Below are 24,092 nucleotides of genomic sequence, written 5' to 3' on the forward strand. Positions count from 1 at the left end.
ATGCTTCAGCGGTCCTTGGTCGATGCATCACCACGCCGGTTGCCCAAGCCCAAGGACTCGACGGTCTTGCGATGCCGTTCGGCCTTGCGCTCAGCATCTCGATCCATTTCCTCTTTGCCCGTTCGCCCTGTGGCGTCCTTCCAGTGCCACCACGCCAGCGCCAGCAAAAATGGGCTCAGGAACTTCCAGAGGTCACCAAACACTTCCCAATTCCAGCGCGCTGGCGCGCCAACACCGAGGAAGTGCATAGCGATAAAGGCGATACCGGCAACGACGAAGAGCATGGCTAAAAATGTCCGATCAATGAATGCCAATTCGCAAACAAGGGGTCAACCGAACTCAATAGAATCCGTTGTCCCAATGTAAATCATCCCCAACCCGTCCTATAGGAAGAAATACCGATGAAAGCACTGCTCTCTTTGCTGGTTGTAACCGCTGTTTCTCCGGCGTTTGCCAATGCCGACCTGGCCGCCAAGAAGAACTGCATGGCCTGCCATGCCGTCGACAAGAAGCTGGTGGGCCCGGCCTACAAGGACGTGGCTGCCAAGTACGCCAAGGACAAGAACGCCGTGGCCATGCTGGCCGAAAAAATTCAAAAGGGTGGCGTGGGCGCTTGGGGTCAAGTCCCTATGCCCGCCAACCAAGTCACTGCTGACGAAGCCAAGCAATTGGCCACTTGGGTGTTGTCGGTCAAGTGATCTGACGCCCCTCAGCAAAAAGCCCCGCAATCGCGGGGCTTTTTTATGGGCCCACCTCACGGTGGGCCACAGCGCTGCAGCGCTGCCTCAATCAATTGTTTTCAGACAATTGATCCAGGATGGCTGGGTTTTCCAGGGTCGAAGTGTCTTGGGTGATCGCTTCACCCTTGGCGATCGAGCGCAGCAGGCGGCGCATGATCTTGCCCGAGCGCGTCTTGGGCAGGTTGTCACCAAAGCGGATGTCCTTGGGCTTGGCAATCGGGCCGATCTCCTTGCCCACGTGGTCGCGCAAGATCTTGGCGATCTGCTTGGCTTCGTCGCCGGTGGGGCGGCTGCGCTTGAGCACCACGAAGGCGCAGATGGCCTCGCCGGTGGTGTCGTCTGGGCGGCCGACCACAGCGGCTTCTGCCACCAGCTCGGTGCAGCTCACCAAAGCCGATTCGATTTCCATCGTGCCCATGCGGTGGCCCGACACGTTCAGCACGTCGTCAATACGGCCGGTGATGGTGAAGTAGCCGGTCTTCTCGTCACGGATCGCGCCGTCGCCAGCAAGGTAGTACTTGCCCTTGAAGTCTTCAGGGTAGTAGGACTTCTTGAAGCGCTCTGGGTCACCCCAGATGGTGCGGATCATGGACGGCCAAGGACGCTTGACCACCAAGATACCACCTTGACCCCAAGGCACGTCCTTGCCGGTTTCGTCCACGATGGCGGCCTGGATACCCGGGAAGGGCAGCGTGCAGGAGCCCGGGATCAGCGGCGTGGCGCCGGGCAACGGCGTGATCATGTGGCCGCCGGTCTCGGTCTGCCAGAAGGTGTCCACGATGGGGCAGCGGCCGCCGCCCACATGCTGGTGGTACCACTCCCAAGCAGCGGGGTTGATGGGCTCGCCCACCGAACCCAAGATGCGCAGGCTGCTGAGGTTGAAGCTCTTGGGATGCACAGCATCGTTGGCTTCAGCGGCCTTGATCAAGGAGCGGATCGCTGTCGGTGCGGTGTAGAAGATCGAGACCTTATTGTCTTGGATCATCTTCCAGAAGCGGCCAGCATCCGGGTAGGTGGGCACGCCTTCAAACACGATCTCGGTGCCACCCAGGGCCAGCGGGCCATAGGTGATGTAGGTGTGGCCCGTGACCCAGCCGATGTCGGCCGTGCACCAGAACACATCGTCTTGCTTCAGATCGAAGGTCCATTTGGTGGTCAGCGCTGCATGCAGCAAGTAGCCGCCGGTGCTGTGCTGCACGCCCTTGGGCTTGCCGGTGGAGCCCGAGGTGTAGAGCAAGAACAGCGGATGCTCGGCTTCCACCCACTCCGGCTCGCACTCGGTCGACTGGCCGCTGACCACATCGGCCATCCAGACATCGCGGCCGTCCTTCATGGTGACAGCCACGTCGCCGCGCTTGACCACCAACACCTTTTGAATAGAGTCGCAGCCGCCCAGGGTCAGGGCTTCGTCCACGATGGCCTTCAGGGGCAATTGCTTGCCGCCGCGCACTTGGCAGTCGGCCGTGATGATGGCCTTGGCGCCGGTGTCTTCAATGCGGTCACGCAGAGACTGGGCGGAGAAGCCACCGAACACCACCGAGTGGGTCGCACCGATACGGGCGCAAGCCTGCATGGCGGCCACGCCGTCGATGGACATGGCGATGTAGATGACCACGCGGTCACCCTTCTTCACGCCCTGGGCTTTCAGGCCATTGGCGATCTGGCAGGTCTTGGCCAGCAGTTCTTTGTAGGTGACCTTGGTGACTTCGCCACCGTCGGCTTCAAAGATGATGGCGGTCTTGTCGCCCAAGCCGCGCTCGATATTGCGGTCCAGGCAGTTGTAGGAGGCATTCAGCGTGCCGTCCTCAAACCACTTGAAAAACGGTGCTTCAGATTCGTTGAGCACCTTGGTGAAAGGCTTCTTCCAGGTGATCAATTCTTTGGCCAGACGGCCCCAGAACCCTTCATAGTCCGTTTCGGCTTCCTTGCACAGGGCCTCGTAGGCGGCCATGCCGTTGATGTGCGCCGCAGCCGCAGCTGCCGGATTGGGGTTGTAAACCTTGAGATCGTCGCTCATGTGTTGTCTCCTGGAGGCTGGTTTGATGCATGGCACCCGTGCGGTGCGTACGGTGCTTAATGTGTCGCCAGCGTCTGACGAAGGCCTTACTCACCTGGGCGGGCGGCCTTGATCCCCCGCAAGCCACCTAAAATGGCTGCGGACGCTGCGCCCCAAAAAACTCATATGAACCCACAACACCCCACCTCCCACAAACCACTTCCGCCACTGCCCAGGATCATTTTTGCGAGCCGTTGGCTGCAATTGCCGCTGTATATCGGCTTGATACTTGCTCAGATCGTATATGTCTTCCACTTTTGGCTGGAGCTCACCCACCTGATTGAGGCCGCATTTGGCGATAAGCAGGCGCTTTCGGTCTTGGTCACCAGCATTGGCTACAAAGTCGAAGCCGGTACCGTGCTGTCCGGATTGAACGAAACCATCATCATGCTGGTGGTGCTGGGCTTGATCGATGTGGTGATGATTTCCAACCTGCTGATCATGGTGATCGTGGGTGGCTATGAGACCTTTGTGTCGCGCATGAACCTCGATGGACATCCCGACCAGCCCGAGTGGCTGGACCATGTCAACGCCTCGGTGTTGAAGGTCAAGCTGGCCACGGCCATCATTGGCATCAGCTCCATCCATTTGCTCAAGACCTTCATCAATGCCGGCGCCTACGAAGACAGGGTCCTGATTTCGCAGACAGTGATCCATGTCGTCTTCTTGCTCTCTGCGCTGGCCATTGCCGCCACTGACCGGCTGCTTCACCCTCCACAAGCGCACTCGCATTGAACGTCTTCGCCAGCATGGTGAAAGCCTGCTGGCCCAAGATCACGAACCAGCCCCTCCACGGAGACCCGATTCATGACCATCATCCGCCAGGCCGACCTGATCGAATCCGTCGCCGCCGCCCTGCAGTACATCAGCTACTACCACCCGGCCGACTACATCGCCCACTTGGCCCGCGCTTATGAGCGCGAGGAAAGTGCCGCCGCCAAAGACGCCATTGCGCAAATCTTGACCAACAGCCGCATGTGCGCAGAGGGCAAGCGCCCCATCTGCCAAGACACCGGCATCGTCAACGTCTTCATGAAGATCGGCATGGACGTGAAGTGGGAGGGCTTTACAGGCTCCATCCAAGACGCCGTCAACGAAGGCGTGCGTCAGGGCTATAACAACCCGGACAACAAGCTGCGCGCCTCGGTGCTCTCTGACCCCATCTTTGAGCGCAAGAACACCCGCGACAACACCCCGGCCGTGGTGTTCATGGAGGTGGTGCCCGGCAACACTGTCGATGTGATCGTCGCGGCCAAGGGCGGTGGCTCGGAGAACAAATCCAAGGTCTATATGCTCAACCCCAGCGACAACATCGTTGACTGGGTGCTGAAGACCGTGCCCACCATGGGTGCGGGCTGGTGCCCGCCTGGCATCTTGGGCATTGGCGTGGGCGGTACAGCCGAGAAGGCGGCCCTGCTGGCCAAAGAGTCCTTGATGGACGACATTGACATGTATGAACTGCTGGCCCGCGGCCCGCAGAACAAGCTCGAAGAGCTGCGCATCGAGCTGTACGAAAAGGTCAATGCCCTGGGCATTGGTGCTCAAGGCTTGGGCGGCCTGACCACCGTGCTGGACGTGAAGATCAAGACCTTCCCCACACATGCGGCCTCCAAGCCCATCGCCATGATCCCCAACTGCGCGGCCACCCGCCACGGCCACTTTGTGCTGGATGGCTCAGGCCCCGCCTTCATGGACCCACCCAGCCTGGACCTCTGGCCCGATGTGAACTGGGCGCCGGACTACAACAAGTCCAAGCGCGTGGACCTGAACGCCCTGACCAAGGCCGAAGTGGCCAGTTGGAAGCCCGGCGATACCCTGCTGCTCAACGGCAAGATGCTGACCGGCCGCGATGCCGCGCACAAGCGCATTCAGGACATGCTGGCCAAGGGCGAAACCCTGCCGGTGGACTTTACCAACCGCGTGATCTATTACGTCGGCCCCGTGGACCCGGTGCGCGAGGAAGTGGTCGGCCCCGCGGGCCCCACCACCGCCACCCGCATGGACAAGTTCACCCGCATGATGCTGGAGAAAACCGGCCTGATTGCGATGGTGGGCAAGGCCGAGCGTGGCCAGGTCGCCATCGACGCCATCAAGGACAACCAAAGCGCCTACCTGATGGCGGTGGGTGGCAGCGCCTACCTGGTGTCCAAGGCCATCAAGGCCGCCAAGGTGGTGGGCTTTGCGGACCTGGGCATGGAGGCCATCTACGAATTTGATGTGGTGGACATGCCCGTCACCGTGGCCGTGGATGCCGGCGGCACTAGCGCCCACATCACCGGCCCCAAGGAGTGGCAAGCCAAGATCGGCAAGATCCCCGTCGTGACGGCGTAAGCCCTGCGCTGACAAGACAATGCCCTGCAACTGCAGGGCATTTTTGTATCTGCGCCGCAGCCTCAGGCTTGGTGCACCACGCGCTGTGGGTATGGCACTTCAATGCCTTGCGCCTTGAGGTACTTCCAGATCGCCAGGTTCACATCAGAGCGCACGCCACCCTGCCCGTTCTCGGGGTCCAAGATCCAGAAATTGATGGTCAGCTCCAAGCCGTCGGCCGCAAAGTTGGACAACTGCACCACCGGTCCGGGCTCACTCATCACCCGCGGTACGCTAGCCACGACCCCAATGAGTGCGGGCATGCAGGTGTCCAGATCAGTGCCATAGCCCACCTGCACCAGGGTTGAGACCAGCACGCGAGGGTCCGCCAAAGAGGAGTTCTCGACCCGCTGCGTGATCAGCATCTCATTGGGCACGATGGCCTCGCGGCCGTTCAGGGCGCGAATCACGGTGTAGCGGGTGGCGATGTCGGTGATGCGGCCCTCAAAATTGTCGACCTTGACCATGTCACCAATGCGCAAGCTGCGCTCGGCCAAGATCACAAAGCCCGACACATAGTTGGCCGCCAGCTTTTGTAGCCCGAAGCCCAGGCCCACACCGATGGCACCGCCCAGCACGGAGAGCGCGGTCAGATCGATGCCCACGGCCGACAAGGCCAGCAGCAAGCCCAAGAACACCAGCACCGCGCGCACCGCATTGGCGGCCACTTTGCGCAGCGAGAGCTGCTCACCGGTGGCCCCGCGCAGCAAGCGGTCTTCCACCGCGGCGGAGACCCACAGCACCAGCACCAAGACAAAGCCCGCCGACAACGCGCCTTCGAGCAGCGTGCGCATGGAGACATTGCTGCCACCGAGCTTCCAGTGGATCTGGTCCAACTCCTCCAGCAGCAACGGCAAGATGCCGGTGATCCAAGCCACCATGGCCAGCCATGCGATCCAAGAGATGGTGCGCTCGGCAACTTTCACCAACTTCGACTCTGGAAAGGCGGCATGCAGCACCCGCACCGAGAGCCGGATGATGGCAAAGGAGATCAGCACCGGCAGCACGATCTTGAAGACCGCCACCGGCACGGCCAAGGCGATCAGCAAACGCTTGGCCGCATAGGCCAACACCAGCGCCATCACCGGAAAGAGCACGCCATCCACAATCTTGCGGCCAAACCAGATCGAGCGCTCGGGCGCCTGAGCGCCCCGCATCAGCCGCACCACCACCCAAGACAGGCCCAGGCAGCTCAAGGCCACGCCCAGCTCTATCCACGCACTCGGCTGGCGCAAAGTGCCCAGCACCGCACCCAGGTCCACGCCTGGCAAGAAATGCTCACCCATGCTCAAACGTCTGCCAGGGCACGCAGGTGCGCCGCCACACTGCGGCCCAGTGCGCTCAGCGCATAGCCACCCTCCAAGCAAGACACGATGCGCTTTTGGCTGTGCGTGCGCGCCACGTCCACCAAGCGGCGGGTGATCCACTCGTAGTCGGCCTCCACCAGCCCGAGCTGCCCCAAGTCGTCTTCGCGGTGGGCATCAAACCCGGCCGAGATGAAAATCATCTCCGGCTTGAAATCGTTCAGGCGAGGCATCCAGTTAGCCTCGATCAGCTCGCGAATCTCCGCCCCGCGCGTGTAGGGCGGGATGGGCAAGTTCAGCATGTTCTCGCCCTTGGGCACGCCGCCACTGTAGGGGTAGAGCTTGTCTTGGAAAAAGCTGACCATCAAGATGCGCTCATCGCCGGCCACGATGTCCTCGGTGCCATTGCCGTGGTGCACATCAAAGTCGATGATGGCCACGCGGCTCAGGCCCCGCACATCCAAGGCATGCCGCGCGGCCACCGCCACATTGTTGAAAAAGCAAAACCCCATGGTTTCGTTACGTGTGGCATGGTGGCCGGGCGGTCGGATGGCGCAAAAGGCGTTCTCGGCCCGGCCGTCAATCACGGCGTCGGTGGCCGCTACGGCGGCCCCTGCCGCACGCAAGGCGGCACGCCAGGTGTGCGGGCAGACGGTGGTGTCGGGGTCCAGGGCGCGGTGCTCTCCCGTCTCGGCCGCCTGCTGCATGAACTCGTTCAACTCGGTCAGATAGCCCTCGGTGTGAGCCAGCATCAGGTCGCTGTGGGCCACCAGCGGCGCGTCCATGCGGGTCAGCGCTACGTCCAGGCCAGTGGCCAAAAGGTGGTCTTCGATGGCGTCCAAGCGTTGGGGGCACTCGGGGTGTCCGGCGCCCATGTCGTGGGCGCGGCAGTCAGGATGCGAGAAATATGCCGTCGTCATGTCAAGAATGGCCGGGTCCGCCGGCCTGTGTGTCTTTTGGAAGTGCGTTATCGTCCTTGAATGATGAACGCTCAGCTTCAGTCTCGTTTGACTGACCTCAAGAATCAGATTAGCACGATCATCGTGGGCAAAGCCGCCCAGGTGGAAGACAGCTTGGTCTGTCTGTTGGCTGGTGGCCACTTGTTGATCGAGGACATACCCGGTGTCGGTAAGACCACGCTTGCCCATGCCCTGTCCTTATCGCTGGGCTTGCAGTTTGCCCGCGTGCAGTTCACCTCAGACATGCTGCCCAGTGACCTGATTGGCGTCAGCGTCTTCGAGCGCGCTAAGGAGGCCTTTGTATTCCATCCTGGGCCCTTGTTCACCCAAGTGCTACTCGCTGACGAGATCAACCGGGCCGGCCCCAAGACCCAAAGCGCCCTGCTCGAAGCCATGGAGGAGCAGCAAGTCAGCGCCGACGGCGCCACCCGCGCCCTGCCCTCGCCGTTCTTCGTCATCGCCACCCAGAACCCGACCGAGCAGTTGGGCACCTTTCCGCTGCCAGAAAGCCAACTGGACCGCTTCCTCATGTGCATCAGCCTGGGCTACCCGGACAAGAGGGCCGAGCGGGCGCTGCTGCAGGGGGAAGACCGCCGAGACACCTTGGCCAAGCTACGGCCTGTGATTCGCCCCGAAGAGCTCAAGACGCTGATGCAGGCGGTGCGGGGCATCCATGCCTCGGAAGCGCTGATCGACTATCTGCAAGCCTTGATCGCCGAGACCCGCTCAGGTCTGTGGTTCACCGAAGGCTTGTCGCCCCGGGCGGCGCTGGGTGTGCTGCGCCTGGGCAAGGCGCGCGCCTTGATGGCTGGGCGCGACCACATCAGCCCGCATGACCTGCAATCGGTGCTGCCCCAAGCCCTGGTGCACCGCTTGCACCCCGTGCCGGGTGCAGGGCGTGGGCGCCGCGAGCAGGTGCGCGCCATGATTGAGGCCGTGGGACTGCCCTGATGCGCAGCCCCCAGGCTTGGTGGCGCGACTGGTGGCTGGCGCGGCTGCGCCCGGTGCCCGTCCACACCCTGACGCAGCGCAATGTCTACATCCTGCCCACCCGCGCCGGCTGGGCTTTTGGGCTGACCTTGCTGCTGCTGCTGGTGGCCGCCATCAACTACCAGCTCAACTTGGGTTATGCGCTGACGTTTTTGCTGGCCGGCAGCGCGGCCGCCTCGCTGCACATCACCCATGCCAGCCTGCGCGGTCTGAGCCTGCAGGTGCGCCCGCCCTTGCCCACCCACGTGGGCCAGGACATGAGCTTGGAGATCAGCGTTCACAACCCAGGCCGCCAGCGCTTTGGCTTGGGCTTTGGCCTGCAAGGCCGCGAGCCCAAGGTCTGGGTCGATATTGCGGCCGAGGGCGACACGGCCGTGGTGCTCAGCACCCTGGCGCGCCAGCGTGGCCACCATGACCTGCCCGCCCTGCAGGTCGAATGCCGATTCCCCTTCGGCCTGTTCAGAGCTTGGTCCCTCTGGCGGCCGGCCGGCCAGGCCTGGATCTATCCAGCACTGGAAGCGGCCCCGCCGCCTCTGCCGCGCCTGGCAGACACGCCAGAAGGCGACGGGGCGCAAAGCCGGGTGGGCCGTGACGAGGTCGAAGGCATACGCCCCTGGCAACGTGGCGATACCCTGCGCCAAGTGGCCTGGAAAAAGGTGGCCCGCACCGGCGAGTTGGTGAGCCGCGACCGCAGCAGCCGCGTGGCCCAGCGCCTGTGGCTGGACTGGAGCCACACCCAAGCAGCAGACCCGGAGGTGCGCCTCAGCCGCTTGGCCACCTGGGTGTTGGCCGCTGAAGCCCAGGGCCTGCAATGGGGCTTGCGCTTGGGCGCTGACGAGTTGCCACTGGCCCAAGGCACGGCGCACCAGCATGCGGCGCTGCAGCGTTTGGCCCAGTTCAAAGCGGGGCGGCCACGATGAGTGAGCGTATCGCCAAGCCCGGCCTGCGTTGGCGCTGGCCCCGACCGCCCTCGCGAGAAGCGCGAGACACGCTGTTCATGCTGGCCTTGATCGCCTGGACCATGGCGCCCCACCTGCCCACGCTGCCCCTGTGGGTCTCGCTGGTCAGCCTGGGCGTCTTGGCTTGGCGTGCGCGCTTGGCATGGACCGAGCGCCCCCTGCCCGGCCGCTGGAGCCTGGTCGCTTTGGTGCTTCTGACGGGGGCCTTGACGTTTTGGTCCGAGCGCACCTTGGTGGGCCGACAAGCCGGCGTGACCCTGCTGGTGGTGCTGATGGCCGCCAAAACGCTGGAGTTGAAGGCACGCCGTGACGCCTTGGTGGTGTTCTTCCTAGGCTTTTTCTTGGTGCTGACCAATTTCCTGAATTCGCAGTCATTGCTCACCGCCGTGGGCATGACAGTCTCAGTTTGGGGCTGGCTCACAGCACTGACCTTGGCCCACATGCCCGCCGGCACGCCGCCCATCCGCCAAGCGGCCAGCTTGGCCGCCAAGGCCACGCTCTGGGGTGCGCCGGTGATGGTGGCCTTGTTCCTGCTGTTCCCGCGCCTGGGGCCGCTGTGGGCATTGCCCTCTGATGGCGCCCGCACCGGCCTGTCCGACCAATTGCAACTGGGCGATGTGGCCAAGCTGGCGACGGATGACAGCATCGCGCTGCGGATTCGGTTTACAGGCGCGCCACAGCCGGCCAACAGCCTGTACTTTCGGGGCCCGGTGCTGACCGACTATGACGGCGAGCGCTGGCGCGCCAGCCCAGGGCGGCCTCGGCCAGATCTGGCAGAGCAGGCGCTGGAGGCTCGGCCCTTGCGCTACGAGATGACGCTGGAGCCGCTGCAGATCTCCTGGCTGCCGCTGCCAGAGTTCACCGTGGACAAGCCCGTGGCTAACCCGCCTTTGGCCACCTTGCCCGCGGGGCCAGACAACGCCGGGCAGTGGAGCTTGAGCGCGCCGCTGACGCAGCGCGTGCGTCTGAGCGGGCTGGCCTTGGCCCAGCATCCGGTGCGCAGCCTGAGCGACAACGCCCGCGCCCGACTGACGGCCCTGCCGCCCGGCAAGCACCCGCGCAGCCGCGCCTGGGCGCAGCAGCTGCGCAGCCAGCCTGCGCTGCAAGGGGCAGCCGTGGCACAGTTGGTGGAGGCCGTTTTGCAGCATGTTCGCCAAGAAAACTTCATCTACACCTTGAACCCCGGCACCTACAAAGGCGATGCGGTGGATGAGTTCTGGCTCGATCGCCGCGCTGGCTTTTGCGAGCATTACGCGGCCTCCTTCGTCGTGATCATGCGTGCCATGGGCGTGCCCGCCCGCATCGTCACCGGCTACCAAGGGGCGGACAGGCTGCTGCAGGACGGGCAGCAGGTGGTGCGCCAAAGCAATGCCCACGCCTGGGCCGAAGTCTGGCAGCCTGAGGTCGGCTGGCTGCGGGTGGACCCCACGGCAGCCGTCGCCCCCGAGCGTGTGCTGCAGGGCCAAACGCTGAGCGCGCCACCGGGGCTGGTGCTGGGGGCCTTTGATGCGGTCAGTCCCGGCTTGCGCCAGACACTTAAGCGCTGGGCCGAGACCCTGGACAACCGCTGGAATGTGTGGGTGCTGAGCTATGGCAGAGACCAGCAAAAGCAATGGTTAGAGCAATGGGGCTGGGGTCAGGTGGACACCGTCTCTCTGCTGCGCTTGATCGTCCTGATCGGCGCCACGGTCGGGCTGCTGGGTGCCTTGTGGGCGTGGCGCGAATCCCGCCGCCAAGCGCCCTGGCAACGACTGACTCAGAAGATATTGGCCGAACTGAGAGCAGCGGGCGTCCCGGCCACTTCGGCACAAGACCCACACACCTGGGCCGTGGCCTTGCGCGAGCAACGTGGCGCCGCCGCCGACGCCGCCATACAAGCCTTGCTGGACCTGCACGCTCAGCGATATGCGCCCAAGAATGCCCATGAACGCAGCCTCAACACCACAGCCTGGTGGCGTGGCTTCAAGCAAGCCATGCGCGCAATGCCTCAGCCCAGATAATCCTGCCATGCCCGATTGCGCCTCACTCCCATCGCTCTGCGTCCGGTCAGTCTTGACCCTGCTCACCCTGACCGCCGCATTGGCAGGCCCGCTGACGGCCTCGGCCGCGCCCAGCAAGGGCAAAACAGCGGCGGCCGCGCGCTCTGACAACGCGCCCGACGTGGTCCAGTACGGCCAACGCGAGGATGTGGTGGCGTTTGCTCAGCAAGTGACGGAGCGCCACCAACTGCCCGTGGACTGGGCGGTCAAGCAACTGGCTGCGGCCCGCTATTTGCCCCGAGTGGCCCAGTTGGTGATGCCCCCGCCCGCCGGTGCGCCCAAGAACTGGGAGGCCTACCGTGCTCGCATGGTCGACGCGCAGCGGGTGCGCGAGGGCGTGCGCTGGTGGGCCCAGCACGAAGACAGCCTGCGCCAAGCCGAAGCCCGATACGGCGTGCCCGCCTCCTTCATTGTGGCCATCATTGGTGTGGAAACCTACTACGGCCGCATCACGGGCGACTTCAAGGTCATTGATGCCCTGGCCACTCTGGCCTTCGACTTCCCGAAAGGCCGCTCCGACCGCAGCGGTTTTTATCGTGATGAGCTGGAGGCCTTTCTGCGCTGGTGCGCCCGCGAAGGCCGCGACCCGCACAGCGTCAAAGGCTCCTACGCTGGCGCGATTGGACTGCCGCAGTTCATGCCCAGCAGCATCCTGAAGTACGCGGTGGATTTTGACGGCGACGGCAAGATCGACCTGAACACGCACGGGGCCGATGTGGTGGGCAGCGTGGCCCATTACTTCGCAGAGTTTGGCTGGGAGCGCGGCCAGCCGACCCACTTTGCCGTCAAGCCGCCCACCGACACCCGCGACCGCGCGCACCTGCTGGCGCCGGACATCGTGCCCAGCTTCACCGCTCAGCAAATGGCCGAGCGCGGCGCCGAGTTAGACGAGGCCGGACGCACCTACACCGGCCCTTTGGCCTTGGTGGAGTTGCAAATGGGCGAGCGGGCGCCCGCCTATGTGGCTGGCACCAAGAACTTCTATGTGGTGACGCGCTACAACTGGTCCAGCTACTACGCAATGGCCGTCATTGAGCTGGCGCGCAGCCTGCGGCAGGCGCGGCCCGAGGCCAAGCCTTGAGCCTAGGAGCGTGGGCGGCAGAAACTCAGGCCCGCGCTCCTAGCCCTCGCACCTACAATGGTCCTCCACCCGACAGCCTCTCACGCCACGCCCATGTCCCGACTGTCCGATCTTGCTGATCGCATCGAGCGGCTCGTGCTGCGCCACGAAGAACTCGCCCGAACCAATGCCCTGCTGACCCAGCAGGTGCAGTCTCTGAGTGCTGAGCGCGACAGCCTCAAGTCTCGGCTGGGGGCCGCCCGTGCGCGCATCGACGCCTTGCTGGAGCGCCTCCCCACCCAAGACGCTAGCCCCCCAGGAGAAGGCGGATGAAGCAAATGGAAGTCACCATCCTGGGCCAGAGTTATTTGCTGGCCTGCCCTGAGGGCGGCGAGGCTCTGCTGCAAGCCGCCGTGCGCTTGGTGGACGACGAAATGAGCGCCATTCGCGACGCGGGCAAGGTCAAGGCGCGTGAGCGCATGGCGGTGCTGGCTGCATTGAACTTGGCCTACCAATTGGCAGAGCGCCCGGCCACACCGCAACGGCAAGCCGCACCCGACGTCGCCGACCAGAGCCTGGACGCCGAGGCCACGGCCTCGCTGGATCGCATGATCGAGCGCATCGACGGTGTGCTGGGTGGCGACGGTCATTTGCTCTGATTCTTTCGAGCAAGCAGGGGTTTTGCGGTCTTCACGGTGGTTCCACCAGCGTGGCGCGCCTAAAATGCAGTTGTCCGTCGCACCCGCGTGGGTTTTATATTTCCTTGAACCGATGCTTTCGCGAGCAAGGGCTTGGAACATTGCAAGGCTGGTGTGATCGTCTCGCGTCAGATGAACCCGAAGCCATGCTGACCTCGCCCACCTGTAACCCTAGGGTTCAGGAATGCGGCCCACGGCTTGCGGCGGACACCCTCTCACCTTTTGGGCCGCATCCCTGGCGGGCGCCCTCATCCCCATGACGCAATACTGGCTCATGAAGAGCGAGCCCGACGAGTGCTCCATCGACGACCTCGCGCGCCTGCCCCAGCAAACCGTGCCCTGGACGGGCGTACGCAACTACCAAGCGCGCAACTTCATGCGAGATGCCATGAAGGTGGGTGACGGGGTGCTGTTCTATCACTCCTCGTGTGCCGAGCCCGGCATCGCGGGCTTGGCCGAAGTGGCCAGTGGCGTGACGGTGGACGAGACTCAGTTCGACCCTCAGAGCCCCTATTTCGACCCCAAGGCCAGCCGCGACAAACCGCGCTGGCTGCATGTGCACGTCAAGCTGCGGCGCAAAACGCGGCTCTTGAGCCTGCGTGAGATGCGCAGTCGCCCTGAGCTGGCCAGCATGTTGCTGCTCAAGCCCGGCAGCCGCCTGTCCATCACCCCCGTCACCCCCCAAGAGTGGCAAGCCGTGCTGGCCTTGCTGGAGCCCTGAGATGTTGAGTGCCTTGCTCGACCCGCTGCTATTGCTGGAGTTGCTGAGCCTGGGCCTGGTGGCCGGCTTTCTGGCCGGCTTGCTGGGCATTGGCGGCGGCATGCTGATGGTGCCCTTTCTGACCCTCATCTTGGGCCAGCGCGGCGTGCCGGCGGACATGGCCGTCAAGATGGCGATTGCCACTTCCATGGCCACGATTGCCTTCACTTCGCTCTCCAGCGTGCGGGCCCACCACAAGCGAGGGGCGGTGCGTTGGCCCTTGGTGCAAGGCATGGCGCCGGGCATTGTGCTGGGTGGCCTGCTGGCGGGTGCGGGTGCTTTTGCGCTGCTCAAGGGCCAGGTGCTGGCCGGCGTGTTTGGCTTGTTTGTGAGCTTCTCGGCCACCCAAATGCTGCGCAACAGCAAGCCCACGCCCAGCCGCCAGATGCCGGGCCTGGCCGGGCAAACGGCCGCTGGCACGGGCATCGGTTTTCTCTCGGGCTTGGTAGGTGCCGGGGGCGGGTTTGTCAGCGTGCCCTTCATGACCTGGTGCAACGTGCCCATCCACCATGCTGTGGCCACCAGCGCCGCTTTAGGCTTTCCCATTGCCCTGGCCAACACGCTGGGCTATGTGCTGGGCGGCTGGTCCTTGCCGCCCGCGCTGCCCGGCGCCTTCGGCTTTTTGTACCTGCCGGCTTTGGTGGTGATTGCCGCAGCCAGCGTCACCATGGCCCCGTTAGGCGCGCGAACGGCCCACGCCATGAATGTCGCTCAGCTCAAAAAGGCCTTTGCTGTCCTGCTGTATGCCTTGGCGGCCTATATGGTGTGGAAGGCCTTTGCGGGCTGATGATGGGGCGAGTGGCTGAATCATGACTCACGCACGCTCTGTTGATGCACTGGTGATTGGCGCCGGTGCGGCTGGTTTGTTTTGTGCGGCCCAAGCGGGCCAGCGCGGCCTGTCGGTGCTGCTGGTGGACCACGCACCCAAAGTGGCCGAGAAGATCCGCATCTCGGGCGGCGGCCGCTGCAACTTCACCAACCGCGAGGCCACGCCGGCCAACTTTCTGTCTGAGAACCCACACTTTTGCCGCTCAGCCCTGGCCCGCTACACCCCAGCAGACTTCATCGCCTTGGTGCAGCAGCACGGCATTGCCTTTCACGAGAAGCACAAAGGCCAACTCTTCTGCGACGACTCGGCCGAGCAGATCATCCGCATGCTGCTGGCCGAGTGCGAACGCGGTGGGGTCGAGCGCTGGCAGCCCTGCAGCGTGCAAGACCTGGAGCGCTTGGAGGATGGCACCTGGCGCGCCCAGACCGCACGCGGCGCCGTGCAGGCGCGCAGCGTGGTGGTAGCCACAGGGGGTCTGCCCGTACCCAAAATCGGCGCCAGCGACTTCGGCCTGAAGCTGGCCGAGCGCTTCGGCCACCGCATCGTGGCACCTCGCCAGGCCCTGGTGCCGTTGACCTTCTCGGCCGCCGAATGGGCACCGTTTGTGGCGATGGCGGGCCAAGCCATGCCGGTGGTGATCAGTACCCGCCCTGGAGCCACTGGCAAGAGCAAGAAGGCACCGCCACCGGTGGCGTTTCATGAAGACTTGCTGTTCACACACCGGGGCTTGAGCGGCCCGGCAGTGCTGCAGATCAGCAGCTTCTGGCAGCCGGGGCAGCCCATCACGATCAACCTGCTGCCGCAGGTCGATGTGGCCGAAACCTTGCGCGCTGCTAAACAGCGCTCTAAGCGGCAATGGGGCAATGAGTTAGCCAGCCTTTTGACCCAGCGCATGGCCGACACCTGGCTGCAGATGCTGGGCTTGGATGCCAGCCTGCCCATGCCCCAGGTGCCCGACGCTCAGATCAGCCGCGTCGCTGACAGCCTGCACACCTGGCAGCTTACCCCGGCCGGCACCGAAGGCTGGAACAAGGCCGAGGTGATGGCCGGCGGCGTGGACACCCGCGACCTGTCCTCTCAAACCCTGGAGAGCCGCCTGCAGCCTGGCCTTTACTTCATTGGTGAAGTGGTGGATGTGACTGGCTGGCTCGGGGGCTACAACTTCCAATGGGCTTGGGCCAGCGGCATGGCTTGTGCAGAAGCCCTGGCCGCCAGCCTCGGAAGCCCTGCTCAGTAGGTGTAGACGCCGCGGCCCGTCTTGCGGCCCAGCCACCCTGCGGCCACCATCTCCTTGAGCAGCGGGCAAGGCCGGTACTTGGAGTCGTTGAACTCGGCCATGTAGACATTCATCACGGCCAGGCAAACGTCCAGGCCAATCATGTCTGCCAAGGCCAGCGGCCCAATCGGTTGGTTGCAGCCCAGCTTCATCGCGTTGTCGATGTCCTCAGGCGTGGCGGTGCCCTCGGCCAACACAAAAAACGCTTCGTTGATCATCGGCACCAAGATTCGGTTCACCACAAAGCCCGGTGCGTTCTTGACGGTGACGGGGGTCTTGCCCAGCGTCACGGCCAGCGCAGCCACAGCGTCATGGGTGGCATCGCTGGTCTGCAGGCCGCGGATGATCTCCACCAGCGCCATCATCGGCACCGGGTTGAAGAAATGCATGCCTACAAAACGGTCGGCCCGCTGCGTGGCCGCCGCCAGCTTGGTGATGCTGATGGACGAGGTGTTGGTCGCAACGATCGTCTCAGCGGGCAGCATGGTGTCGAGCTGCTGCAGGATCTTGATCTTCAGCGCTTCGTTTTCAGTGGCCGCCTCGATCACCAACTGCGCGCCCGTCAAGGCGGCATAGTCGGTGGAGGTGCTGATGCGGGCCAGGGCCGCATCCTTCTGGGTCGCCGTCATCTTCTCTTTTTTGATCAGGCGGTCGAGGCTGCCTGCCACCGTGGCCAGACCTTTGTCTACGGCTTGCTGGGAGATGTCCACCATCACCACGGCAATGCCGCTGACCGCGCAAGCCTGCGCGATGCCGTTGCCCATGGTGCCCGCACCGATCACGCCAACGGTTTGAATGCTCATTTGAGACTCCTTCAGATCGAGTTGAGAATTGAATTTGGGCCACACTTTATCGAGTTTGCAGCCCAGAAATTGCTCCCAGCCACTTTTCAGGCTAGAATCGCAGTCTTTGCTAGCAAACCCGCGTGTCGATCCGTTGGCACTCAGCTTTAGATGAAGCCGAGCGGCAAATCCGGAACAAGCCGTAACCAAGCGGACACCGAGCGCACTTATCCTCAAGGATCCCTTCGTAAATGACCACGATTCGAGTCAAAGAAAACGAACCTTTTGACGTTGCACTGCGTCGCTTCAAGCGCACCATTGAGAAGCTCGGTCTGCTGACCGACCTGCGTGCCCGCGAGTTCTACGAAAAGCCGACCGCTGAGCGCAAGCGCAAGAAGTCTGCCGCCGTGAAGCGCCACTACAAGCGCGTTCGCAGCATGCAGTTGCCCAAGAAGCTGTACTGATCAGCCTTCTGTGGCCGATGGCTCTTGAGCCGCCGCCGCACCAAAAACCCGCTCGGGACGCCGCAGCGGGTTTTTTTGTGCCTGTCAGGTGGCGGGCCAGTGGAGTGCGTCACAACTTCACACTGCAGCACAGCCTCCCCCCAAAGGAGCGCCCTACTCCCCCAGGGATGGAGCGGCATAATCACCGCAAACCATTCACTCAATATCGCTGGGGAGCGCCATGTCATTCTCGTCACTCATTCCGTCGTTCTTACCGGGCGGAATCAGTTCACGGTTTGACTTTCAAGCCTTGCTCGACCAGCGCGGTCGCCTGCTGCAAGTCCACACCGCGCTGCCCACGCTGGCCCTGATCCCGGAGCGCATGGTGATGCGCGAGGCCGTGAGCCAGCCCTTCGAGCTGCTCATCGATTGCTTGTCCACGTCCGCTCACTTTGAACTCAAGCATCTGGTGGGCGAACAAGTCTCTGTGGGCCTGCTGCAGCCTGACGGCAGCTACAAACCCTGGCATGGCTATGTGTTTGAAGCCGCACAGTTGGGTTCTGACGGCGCGCTGGCACGCTACCGCTTGGTGCTCAAGCCTTGGTTGAGCAGCTTGGCCCAGCGCCGAGATGCCTTTGTGTTTCAGGACCTCACGGCCCGCGAGATCATCGAAGACATCTTTGCCGACTACCCCGAAGCGCAGTTTCGCTTTGAGCTGAGCGAGCCGCTGCGCCGCCGCTCTTTGTGCACGCAGTATCGCGAGAGCGATCTAGAGTTCGTGCAACGCCTGCTGGCCGAAGAGGGACTCAGCTACCACTTCGAGCATGCTGCTGATGGCGCTGTGTTAGTAGGCGCCAGCAGCGCATTGCACACCTTGGTGATCACCGACCGCGCAGCTCCCCGCCCCGATCTGGGCACCACCCGCTTTGCTGCCCAGCACCCCACGGCCTTCATCCAGGGCCAGAAGGACGCCATCACCGCCTTCAAGACCCAGCGCCGCCTGCAGCCCAATGCCGTGGCCCTGGGCAGTTGGAACTACCGCGAACTGGTGGGCAGCAGCGCCACCCTGGCGACAGCGCTGGAGCAAGGCGATGTGCCCACGCTGGAGGTCTATGACGGCAGCGGTGCCTATCGCTATGAAAACGCCGCCCACGCCCAACGCGCCACCGAGCTGGCTCTGGGCGCGCTGGAGTTGCAGACCAAGACCTTTGAAGGCCAGGGCAGCACCCGCCACTTTGAGGCGGGCCGACAGTTCAGCCTGATCGACCACCCGCTCTATGGCGCGGGCCTCACCGAAGGCCTGAGTGGTGCGATCAAAGCGGTGCTGGACGCGCCCGCTGCGATCCTGGGCGGACGCGAGGACAACCGCTTCACGATCCTCGCCGTGGAGCACCACGCCGCCAACAACCTGGGCTCTGAAGCCGCCGCCTTGCTGGGCTTGAGCACCATCGAGCGGGGAGGCTATCGCAACCAGTTCCACGCGGCGCCTGCAGCAGCGCCCGTCATCCCTCGCTTTGCCCGCAAGCCCACCGCACCCGGCGCGCAAACCGCCCTGGTCGTGGGTTTGGACGGCGAAGCAATCACGACCGATCGCGACCACCGCGTCAAAGTTCAGTTCCCCTGGCAACGGGGCAACAAGGCCCTCGCTGGTGGCCTCGCTCATGATGGCCAATCGCCTGATAGCCAAGGCAACGCACCGGGCAATGAGCACTCCGGCACTTGGGTGCGCGTGATGAGCCCCCAAGCCGGCGCGAACTGGGGCGCAGTCTTCACCCCACGCATCGGCACCGAGGTGCTGGTCGAGTTCATCGAGGGCGACATCGACCGCCCCGTCATCACCGCCGCGCTCTACAACGGGCAAGACCGACCGCCCTTCTCCGCCGGTTTCGATTCAGGCGTCAACCACCCCGGTACGCTCAGCGGCCTCCATAGCCACAGCCTCGATCAATCGGGCTTTAACCAATGGGTGCTGGATGACGCCACGGCCCAAGTGCGCATGCGCCTGCTGTGCAGCTACAGCGCCGCCGAGGTGGGCCTGGGGCATTTGATCCAACAAGCCGCGCACACAGCCCAGCGCGGCGCCTGGCGCGGCAGCGGCTTTGAAGCGGCCACCCGGGCTTGGGCCAGCCTTCGCTCTTCCAAGGGCTTGCTGATCAGCACCACCGCCCGGCCCGGCAGCTACGGCAGCGCCCAAAGCACGCAAATGGATGCCACCGAGGCCGTGGCTCAGCTCAAGGGCGCGCAAGACTTGGCCCAGCGCCTCACCCAAGCCGCGCAAACCGGCCAAGCCCAGGCGCTCACCGCCCACGCCGAGAGCATCCCGGCGCTGATCAAAACCTTGGACCCGGAGCAAGACGGCAAAATCACGGCGACCATCAACGGCCAAGAGGCGCAGAAAGCCCAAGGCCGAGACTTGACCGAGCCCGTCGAGGCTCCGTCAACGCCCACCATCCTGCTCGACACCCCCAGCAGCCAAGCTTGGCTCAGTGATGCCAGCATTGCCAGCTATGCGGGCCAAGACCTGGCCCGCGTTGCTCAGGGCGACCAGCACGAAACAGCCGCCCACACCCATGCCACCGTGGCCGGCCAAACCTTGAGCCTCTACACCCATGCCGGCGGCATCACGGCGCATGCAGCCAACGGCCCGGTTTCTTTGCGCGCCCACACCGATGAGCTGCAGATCCTGGCCGACAAAGACGTGACCATCCTCAGCGTCAACGGCGAGATCCACATCAATGCGCAGAGCAAGATCGAGCTGATCGGCGCCGACTCCGGCATCATCTTGGACGGTGGGGACATCACCTTTGTGACGCCGGGGACCTGGGCGGCCAAGGGGGCGGCGCAGGCGATGATGGCTGGGGCAAGTGCCAGCGCCGCGAGTGTGAGCCTGCCAGAGAGTGCCCCTGCAGAGACCATGGCCGCCGTAAATGAGGTCGCGGCACTCGAGATAACGACTGAGCTCGACGAAGGCTCCGCCAACGACGGCACCGGAGCCACGCTGCGCAAAGCCATGGTTTACGGCAAGACTTATGAGTTCAAGGTCAAAGACTTTGAAAGCAAAGCGCCCGTCAGCCCCTCCAGCATTCAATGGAAAGCCTTCGGCCACAGCCCTGAAGGCACAAGGTTCGACCTCCGCTTGAAGCCCTCCGGTCTTTCAGCCACCTTGACCTTGGAAGAGCTCGAGCTGTGCGGCACAGACATCACCGTTCAGGCCTATATCCAATCCCAAGGGTCTGGCGCCAGCCTGTCCGTACCTGTGCACTGCAGATTCCGTTGGTTTGACGGCCAACGCGTCAAAACCCAGGCCGCCCAGCGGGTGGCTGAACCCTGGCGCATAGATCAAGGCCAGTCATCCTTATGTGGCATGGCAGCGTTGTTTTACCTTATGGCCCAAAACAAGCCTGGCCCCTACCAGAAGCTCGCTACCGAACTGCATCGTAAAGGTCAGTTGAAGCTTGGAGACTACATGGTCAAGCCTCATTTCGCGGCAGAAGATACCATGTATGAACTCAAACCGACCGAACAGCGATTTACTGAATTGAAGATGTCTGAGGTCGATTGGATAGTGCTGGCCGTCAGCCGCAGCAGCGAATCTCTCCTGGCCTTTGATGGCTTAGGGACCGGAGGTACGGATCAGTTTAAGTCGGTGAACTGGCCTGGGCTGATGGCTGAACTCACCCAAGCCATCGGCGGGTTTGAGCAGGTTGAATCCGTCGACACGTCCATGCTGGGGGTGGTGGTGAAGAAGTCCGTCTTTGGGCAGATCTACGATGCCTTTTCAGACTCTGATATCGCATCACTCTTGGAGATCGATAAGCTGTATCAGTCAGGTAAGAAGGTCATGCTGATGATTGATGCCAATATGCTGAACGGCGGCACAAAATACTCTATCGGAGACATCTCCAGATCACATTGGATTGTCTACGAAGGAAACCTGAAAATGTTTGACAGGGACGGAAAATTCACCACAGTTTCAAGCGAGACCGTGACAGTGAGCTTCTCCGCTTACTCGTATGGCACAAACCCAAATACAAGTGAAAAGTATTTAGACAATACAGACTCCAAGTATCTATCTGAGAGCATGAATAACTTCAGAAAAAACGGCATCTCCGCCAAATCATGGAAGAGCACATATTATGGCTACATTGCTGCAATTTAAAAATATTTTGGCACTCGTTGCACTAGGAGCCCCATTAGCACAAGCATCTGCTGCTTGTGAATTTATAGAATCCTACATTCAAATCCAAAATTGGACAGAACCCCAACCCAAGAACGTTCATGTGGAAATCATACCCTCAAACACCTTAGAGGAAAAGAAAATAATTAAGTATAAGGCAATCATCACTGAACCAGTTGCGGCGTATGGCCGAGGTCGTGGTCTAGCCTTGATCCGGGATGAGGAACCAGTTCATCGATTTAAAGTCACTGACTCGTATGTGATTTTCTTTAATAACTCTCCAATCTATAGAATTACCAATATTAAATCAACAAACCAGATTCAACTTGCCTGCCCAATACAGTCGTTCCAAGTGAATGAGTGCACCGGAACTCGCGGCCCGAATTTGTCCTTCGACGCCGCCTGCCGCTAATCGCCCCGCATCTCCTCAACCGCCTCCCTCAACACCCGCAAGAAATCCGCTCTCAGCGGATGCTCCGCCCGCCATTGCGGCAGCACCACGCCCACCTCAAAGGCAATTGGCACGCTGAACGGCCTGATGATCAGGCCCTGGGCCTGCCAGGATTGGGCGGTCAGGGGGTTCACCAAACCTACACCCACACCTGCCTGCACCAAGGCGCACACTGAGGCCGCGCTGGGCGTTTCTAGGCGCATTTGACGCTGGTCGCCGGCCTGTGCAAAGGCAGCGTCAATTTGTTGGCGGTAGGGGTCGCTAGGGGCCAGGCTGATGAAAGGCTGGTTGGCAAAGTCCTGAGGCTGCAGCACGGCCTTGGCCGCCAGCGCATGCCCCGGTGGCAACACACACACCTCGTTGGCGGCCAGCAGGGGCAAGCGCTCGCAGCCGGGTGACGCCTCGGGGCGCTCTGAGAGGCCCACATCAAAGGCCTGCTCGGTCAGGGCGCGCTCCAGCGCAGGGGATTCCAGCGCACTCAGGCTGACGCTGGCTTGTGGCCATTGCGCTGCGAAGCGGGCCAAAGCTTCGGGAACTAGGGCTTGGGCCAAGGCCGGCAGGCAGGCCACTTGCAGCCTGCCCTGGGCAAAGTCACGCAAGGCCACGGCCGCCTCGGCAATGCGCTCCAGGCCCACAAAAGACTGCTCGACCTCGGCCAGCAAGGCCATGGCGCGCGGCGTGGGGTGCAAGCGGCCCTTGATGCGCTCAAACAGTGCAAAGCCCAAGACCTGCTCCAGCCGGGCGAGTTCTCGGCTCACCGTAGGCTGGGAGGTGTGGAGCGCCTCTGCGGCGCGGGTGACATGGCCGGCCACCATCACAGCCCGAAACAGCTCGATTTGGCGATGGGTGAGTTTCATATCAATAATGAATGACTAAGCCATAAATCGGAATTTCACAGCATAGCTGAAGGTCGGCAAGATGGCAGCATGAATCCCTTCTCAGACGACCTGCTGCGCTCACTGGGCCACAGCTACGGCACCCCCTTGTGGGTGTATGACGCCGCCACCATCCGCCAGCGCATTGCCGACTTAAAGTCGTTCGACACCATTCGCTTTGCGCAAAAGGCCAATTCCAACACCCACCTGCTGCGCCTGATGCGCGAGCAAGGCGTGGTGGTGGATGCTGTCTCGCGGGGCGAGATCGAGCGTGCTTTGGCTGCCGGCTACACAGCCGCCCCGAACGCCCAAGGCGCCAGCGGCATTGTGTTCACGGCCGACTTGCTGGACGCCGCCACGCTGGAGTCCGTGGTGCAGCACCAGGTGCCGGTCAATGCGGGCTCCGTCGATATGCTGCATCAATTGGGCGCGCGCTCACCGGGGCACAAGGTGTGGCTGCGTATCAACCCCGGCTTTGGCCATGGCCACAGCAACAAAACCAACACCGGCGGTGAGCACAGCAAGCACGGCATATGGCACACCGACCTGGGCGCGGCGCTGGCGGCGGTGCAGCAGCATGGCTTGCAGTTGGTGGGCCTGCACATGCACATCGGCTCAGGTGTGGACTACAGCCATTTGCAGCAAGTCTGCGCAGCGATGGTCGACCTGGTGAAGCGCGCCGGCGTGCCACTAGAGGCCATCTCCGCTGGTGGCGGCCTGTCCATCCCCTACCGCGACGGCGAAGCGCGCATCGACACCCAGCACTACTTCAGCCTTTGGGACGCGGCGCGGCGCGAGGTGGCCAGCCACCTGGGCCACCCTGTGCAGCTTGAGTTGGAACCCGGCCGTTATCTGGTGGCCGAGAGTGGCGTGTTGCTCACCGAAGTGCGGGCCTCCAAAGACGTCGGCCACAACCACTTTGTGATGGTCGATGCGGGCTTTTCTGACCTGATGCGGCCCTCCATGTATGGTGCCTACCACGGCATGAGCCTGCTGGCCGCCGATGGCCAGCCTCGCGCCATTCGCCAAAGTGTGGTGGCCGGGCCGCTGTGCGAATCCGGGGACGTGTTCACCCAGGGTGAAGGCGGGGTGGTGTTGAGCCGCGCCCTGCCCCAAGCTCAGGTGGGCGACCTGCTGGTGATCCATGATGCGGGCGCCTACGGCGCCTCCATGTCCAGCAACTACAACAGCCGCCCGCTGATTGCGGAGGTGCTGGTCGATGGCGAGCAGCACCGCTTGATCCGCCGCCGGCAAACCGTGGCTGAACTGCTGGCCCTAGAGGCGGTGTAGCCCCTGCGAGGCTGCGACAATAGCGCCCAACTGA

The 24,092-nt window shown here is 63.0% G+C and carries 22 protein-coding genes and 1 other RNA gene; 17 read left to right on the forward strand and 6 right to left on the reverse strand.

The window, feature by feature from the left end; all coding sequences use genetic code 11:
* Positions 1–5: 5 nt before the first annotated feature.
* A complete protein-coding gene (locus tag KAK11_RS06520) occupies positions 6–284 on the reverse strand; it encodes a TIGR04438 family Trp-rich protein (protein WP_210807434.1) in 279 nt (92 codons plus the stop codon).
* Positions 285–401: 117 nt separating this feature from the next.
* On the opposite strand from KAK11_RS06520, the gene KAK11_RS06525 reads away from it, so the two are divergent.
* Positions 402–698: a c-type cytochrome gene (locus KAK11_RS06525; protein WP_210807436.1), complete on the forward strand. Its 297-nt coding sequence runs from the start codon at positions 402–404 to the stop codon at positions 696–698.
* 91 nt (positions 699–789) lie between these two features.
* Here the strand turns inward: KAK11_RS06525 and acs are convergent, their stop codons facing one another.
* Positions 790–2,757, reverse strand: a complete 1,968-nt coding sequence (acs, locus tag KAK11_RS06530) for an acetate--CoA ligase (protein WP_210807438.1) — start codon at positions 2,755–2,757, stop codon at positions 790–792.
* A gap of 165 nt (positions 2,758–2,922) precedes the next feature.
* Between acs and KAK11_RS06535 the strand changes: the two genes are divergently transcribed.
* Together KAK11_RS06535 and KAK11_RS06540 are read left to right on the forward strand one after the other, a co-directional pair.
* The gene (locus KAK11_RS06535) at positions 2,923–3,531 is read left to right on the forward strand and encodes a YqhA family protein (RefSeq protein WP_210807440.1); all 609 of its coding nucleotides are present in this window, start codon (positions 2,923–2,925) and stop codon (positions 3,529–3,531) included.
* Between the two features lie 72 nt (positions 3,532–3,603).
* Entirely contained in the window at positions 3,604–5,127 is a 1,524-nt protein-coding gene (locus KAK11_RS06540; protein WP_210807442.1) for a fumarate hydratase, read from the forward strand.
* 62 nt (positions 5,128–5,189) lie between these two features.
* Here the strand turns inward: KAK11_RS06540 and KAK11_RS06545 are convergent, their stop codons facing one another.
* On the reverse strand, positions 5,190–6,452 hold the full coding sequence (locus KAK11_RS06545; protein ID WP_210807445.1) for a mechanosensitive ion channel family protein: 1,263 nt from the start codon (positions 6,450–6,452) through the stop codon (positions 5,190–5,192).
* 2 nt (positions 6,453–6,454) lie between these two features.
* Positions 6,455–7,390 carry a histone deacetylase family protein gene (locus KAK11_RS06550; protein ID WP_210807447.1) on the reverse strand — a complete coding sequence of 312 codons (936 nt, stop codon included), beginning with the start codon at positions 7,388–7,390 and terminating at the stop codon, positions 6,455–6,457.
* A gap of 63 nt (positions 7,391–7,453) precedes the next feature.
* Here KAK11_RS06550 and KAK11_RS06555 point away from each other — a divergent pair, with 63 nt between their 5' ends.
* The 10 genes from KAK11_RS06555 (at position 7,454) to KAK11_RS06600 (ending at position 16,001) form a co-directional block, all read left to right on the forward strand.
* On the forward strand, positions 7,454–8,380 hold the full coding sequence (locus KAK11_RS06555; protein WP_210807965.1) for an AAA family ATPase: 927 nt from the start codon (positions 7,454–7,456) through the stop codon (positions 8,378–8,380).
* Positions 8,380–9,339: a DUF58 domain-containing protein gene (locus KAK11_RS06560; RefSeq protein ID WP_210807449.1), complete on the forward strand. Its 960-nt coding sequence runs from the start codon at positions 8,380–8,382 to the stop codon at positions 9,337–9,339. Before KAK11_RS06555 ends, KAK11_RS06560 begins: the two co-directional genes overlap by 1 nt.
* A complete protein-coding gene (locus KAK11_RS06565) occupies positions 9,336–11,378 on the forward strand; it encodes a transglutaminase TgpA family protein (RefSeq protein WP_210807451.1) in 2,043 nt (680 codons plus the stop codon). The genes KAK11_RS06560 and KAK11_RS06565 overlap by 4 nt, the downstream gene beginning before the upstream one ends.
* Before the next feature lie 52 nt (positions 11,379–11,430).
* Positions 11,431–12,498, forward strand: coding sequence for a lytic murein transglycosylase B (mltB, locus tag KAK11_RS06570; RefSeq protein WP_246498492.1), 1,068 nt, complete (start codon positions 11,431–11,433; stop codon positions 12,496–12,498).
* Between the two features lie 93 nt (positions 12,499–12,591).
* Positions 12,592–12,810, forward strand: a complete 219-nt coding sequence (locus KAK11_RS06575) for a cell division protein ZapB (protein ID WP_210807455.1) — start codon at positions 12,592–12,594, stop codon at positions 12,808–12,810.
* The gene (locus tag KAK11_RS06580) at positions 12,807–13,136 is read left to right on the forward strand and encodes a cell division protein ZapA (protein ID WP_210807457.1); all 330 of its coding nucleotides are present in this window, start codon (positions 12,807–12,809) and stop codon (positions 13,134–13,136) included. Before KAK11_RS06575 ends, KAK11_RS06580 begins: the two co-directional genes overlap by 4 nt.
* Positions 13,137–13,206: 70 nt before the next feature.
* Positions 13,207–13,387, forward strand: a non-coding RNA gene (gene ssrS, locus KAK11_RS06585) — 6S RNA.
* 44 nt (positions 13,388–13,431) lie between these two features.
* A complete protein-coding gene (locus tag KAK11_RS06590; protein WP_210807459.1) occupies positions 13,432–13,896 on the forward strand; it encodes an EVE domain-containing protein in 465 nt (154 codons plus the stop codon).
* Position 13,897: 1 nt separating this feature from the next.
* Positions 13,898–14,722 carry a sulfite exporter TauE/SafE family protein gene (locus KAK11_RS06595; protein ID WP_210807461.1) on the forward strand — a complete coding sequence of 275 codons (825 nt, stop codon included), beginning with the start codon at positions 13,898–13,900 and terminating at the stop codon, positions 14,720–14,722.
* Between the two features lie 22 nt (positions 14,723–14,744).
* Positions 14,745–16,001, forward strand: coding sequence for a BaiN/RdsA family NAD(P)/FAD-dependent oxidoreductase (locus KAK11_RS06600; protein ID WP_210807463.1), 1,257 nt, complete (start codon positions 14,745–14,747; stop codon positions 15,999–16,001).
* Here KAK11_RS06600 and KAK11_RS06605 read toward each other — a convergent pair.
* Positions 15,995–16,843: a 3-hydroxybutyryl-CoA dehydrogenase gene (locus KAK11_RS06605; protein ID WP_210807465.1), complete on the reverse strand. Its 849-nt coding sequence runs from the start codon at positions 16,841–16,843 to the stop codon at positions 15,995–15,997. The two genes, KAK11_RS06600 and KAK11_RS06605, sit on opposite strands and share 7 nt — an antisense overlap.
* Before the next feature lie 230 nt (positions 16,844–17,073).
* Here KAK11_RS06605 and rpsU point away from each other — a divergent pair, with 230 nt between their 5' ends.
* From rpsU to KAK11_RS06620, 3 genes are all read left to right on the forward strand, one after another.
* Positions 17,074–17,286: a 30S ribosomal protein S21 gene (rpsU, locus tag KAK11_RS06610; protein WP_210807467.1), complete on the forward strand. Its 213-nt coding sequence runs from the start codon at positions 17,074–17,076 to the stop codon at positions 17,284–17,286.
* Positions 17,287–17,506: 220 nt separating this feature from the next.
* Positions 17,507–21,424: a type VI secretion system Vgr family protein gene (locus KAK11_RS06615; RefSeq protein ID WP_210807469.1), complete on the forward strand. Its 3,918-nt coding sequence runs from the start codon at positions 17,507–17,509 to the stop codon at positions 21,422–21,424.
* Positions 21,402–21,854, forward strand: coding sequence for a hypothetical protein (locus KAK11_RS06620; RefSeq protein WP_210807471.1), 453 nt, complete (start codon positions 21,402–21,404; stop codon positions 21,852–21,854). Before KAK11_RS06615 ends, KAK11_RS06620 begins: the two co-directional genes overlap by 23 nt.
* Here KAK11_RS06620 and KAK11_RS06625 read toward each other — a convergent pair.
* A complete protein-coding gene (locus KAK11_RS06625; RefSeq protein ID WP_210807473.1) occupies positions 21,851–22,750 on the reverse strand; it encodes a LysR family transcriptional regulator in 900 nt (299 codons plus the stop codon). The genes KAK11_RS06620 and KAK11_RS06625 overlap by 4 nt on opposite strands.
* 69 nt (positions 22,751–22,819) lie before the next feature.
* Between KAK11_RS06625 and lysA the strand changes: the two genes are divergently transcribed.
* Positions 22,820–24,058 carry a diaminopimelate decarboxylase gene (gene lysA / locus KAK11_RS06630; RefSeq protein WP_210807475.1) on the forward strand — a complete coding sequence of 413 codons (1,239 nt, stop codon included), beginning with the start codon at positions 22,820–22,822 and terminating at the stop codon, positions 24,056–24,058.
* The last annotated feature ends 34 nt before the right edge of the window (positions 24,059–24,092 follow it).

The organism is Ideonella paludis (genome assembly GCF_018069865.1).
In the GTDB taxonomy this organism is placed as follows: domain Bacteria; phylum Pseudomonadota; class Gammaproteobacteria; order Burkholderiales; family Burkholderiaceae_C; genus Ideonella; species Ideonella paludis.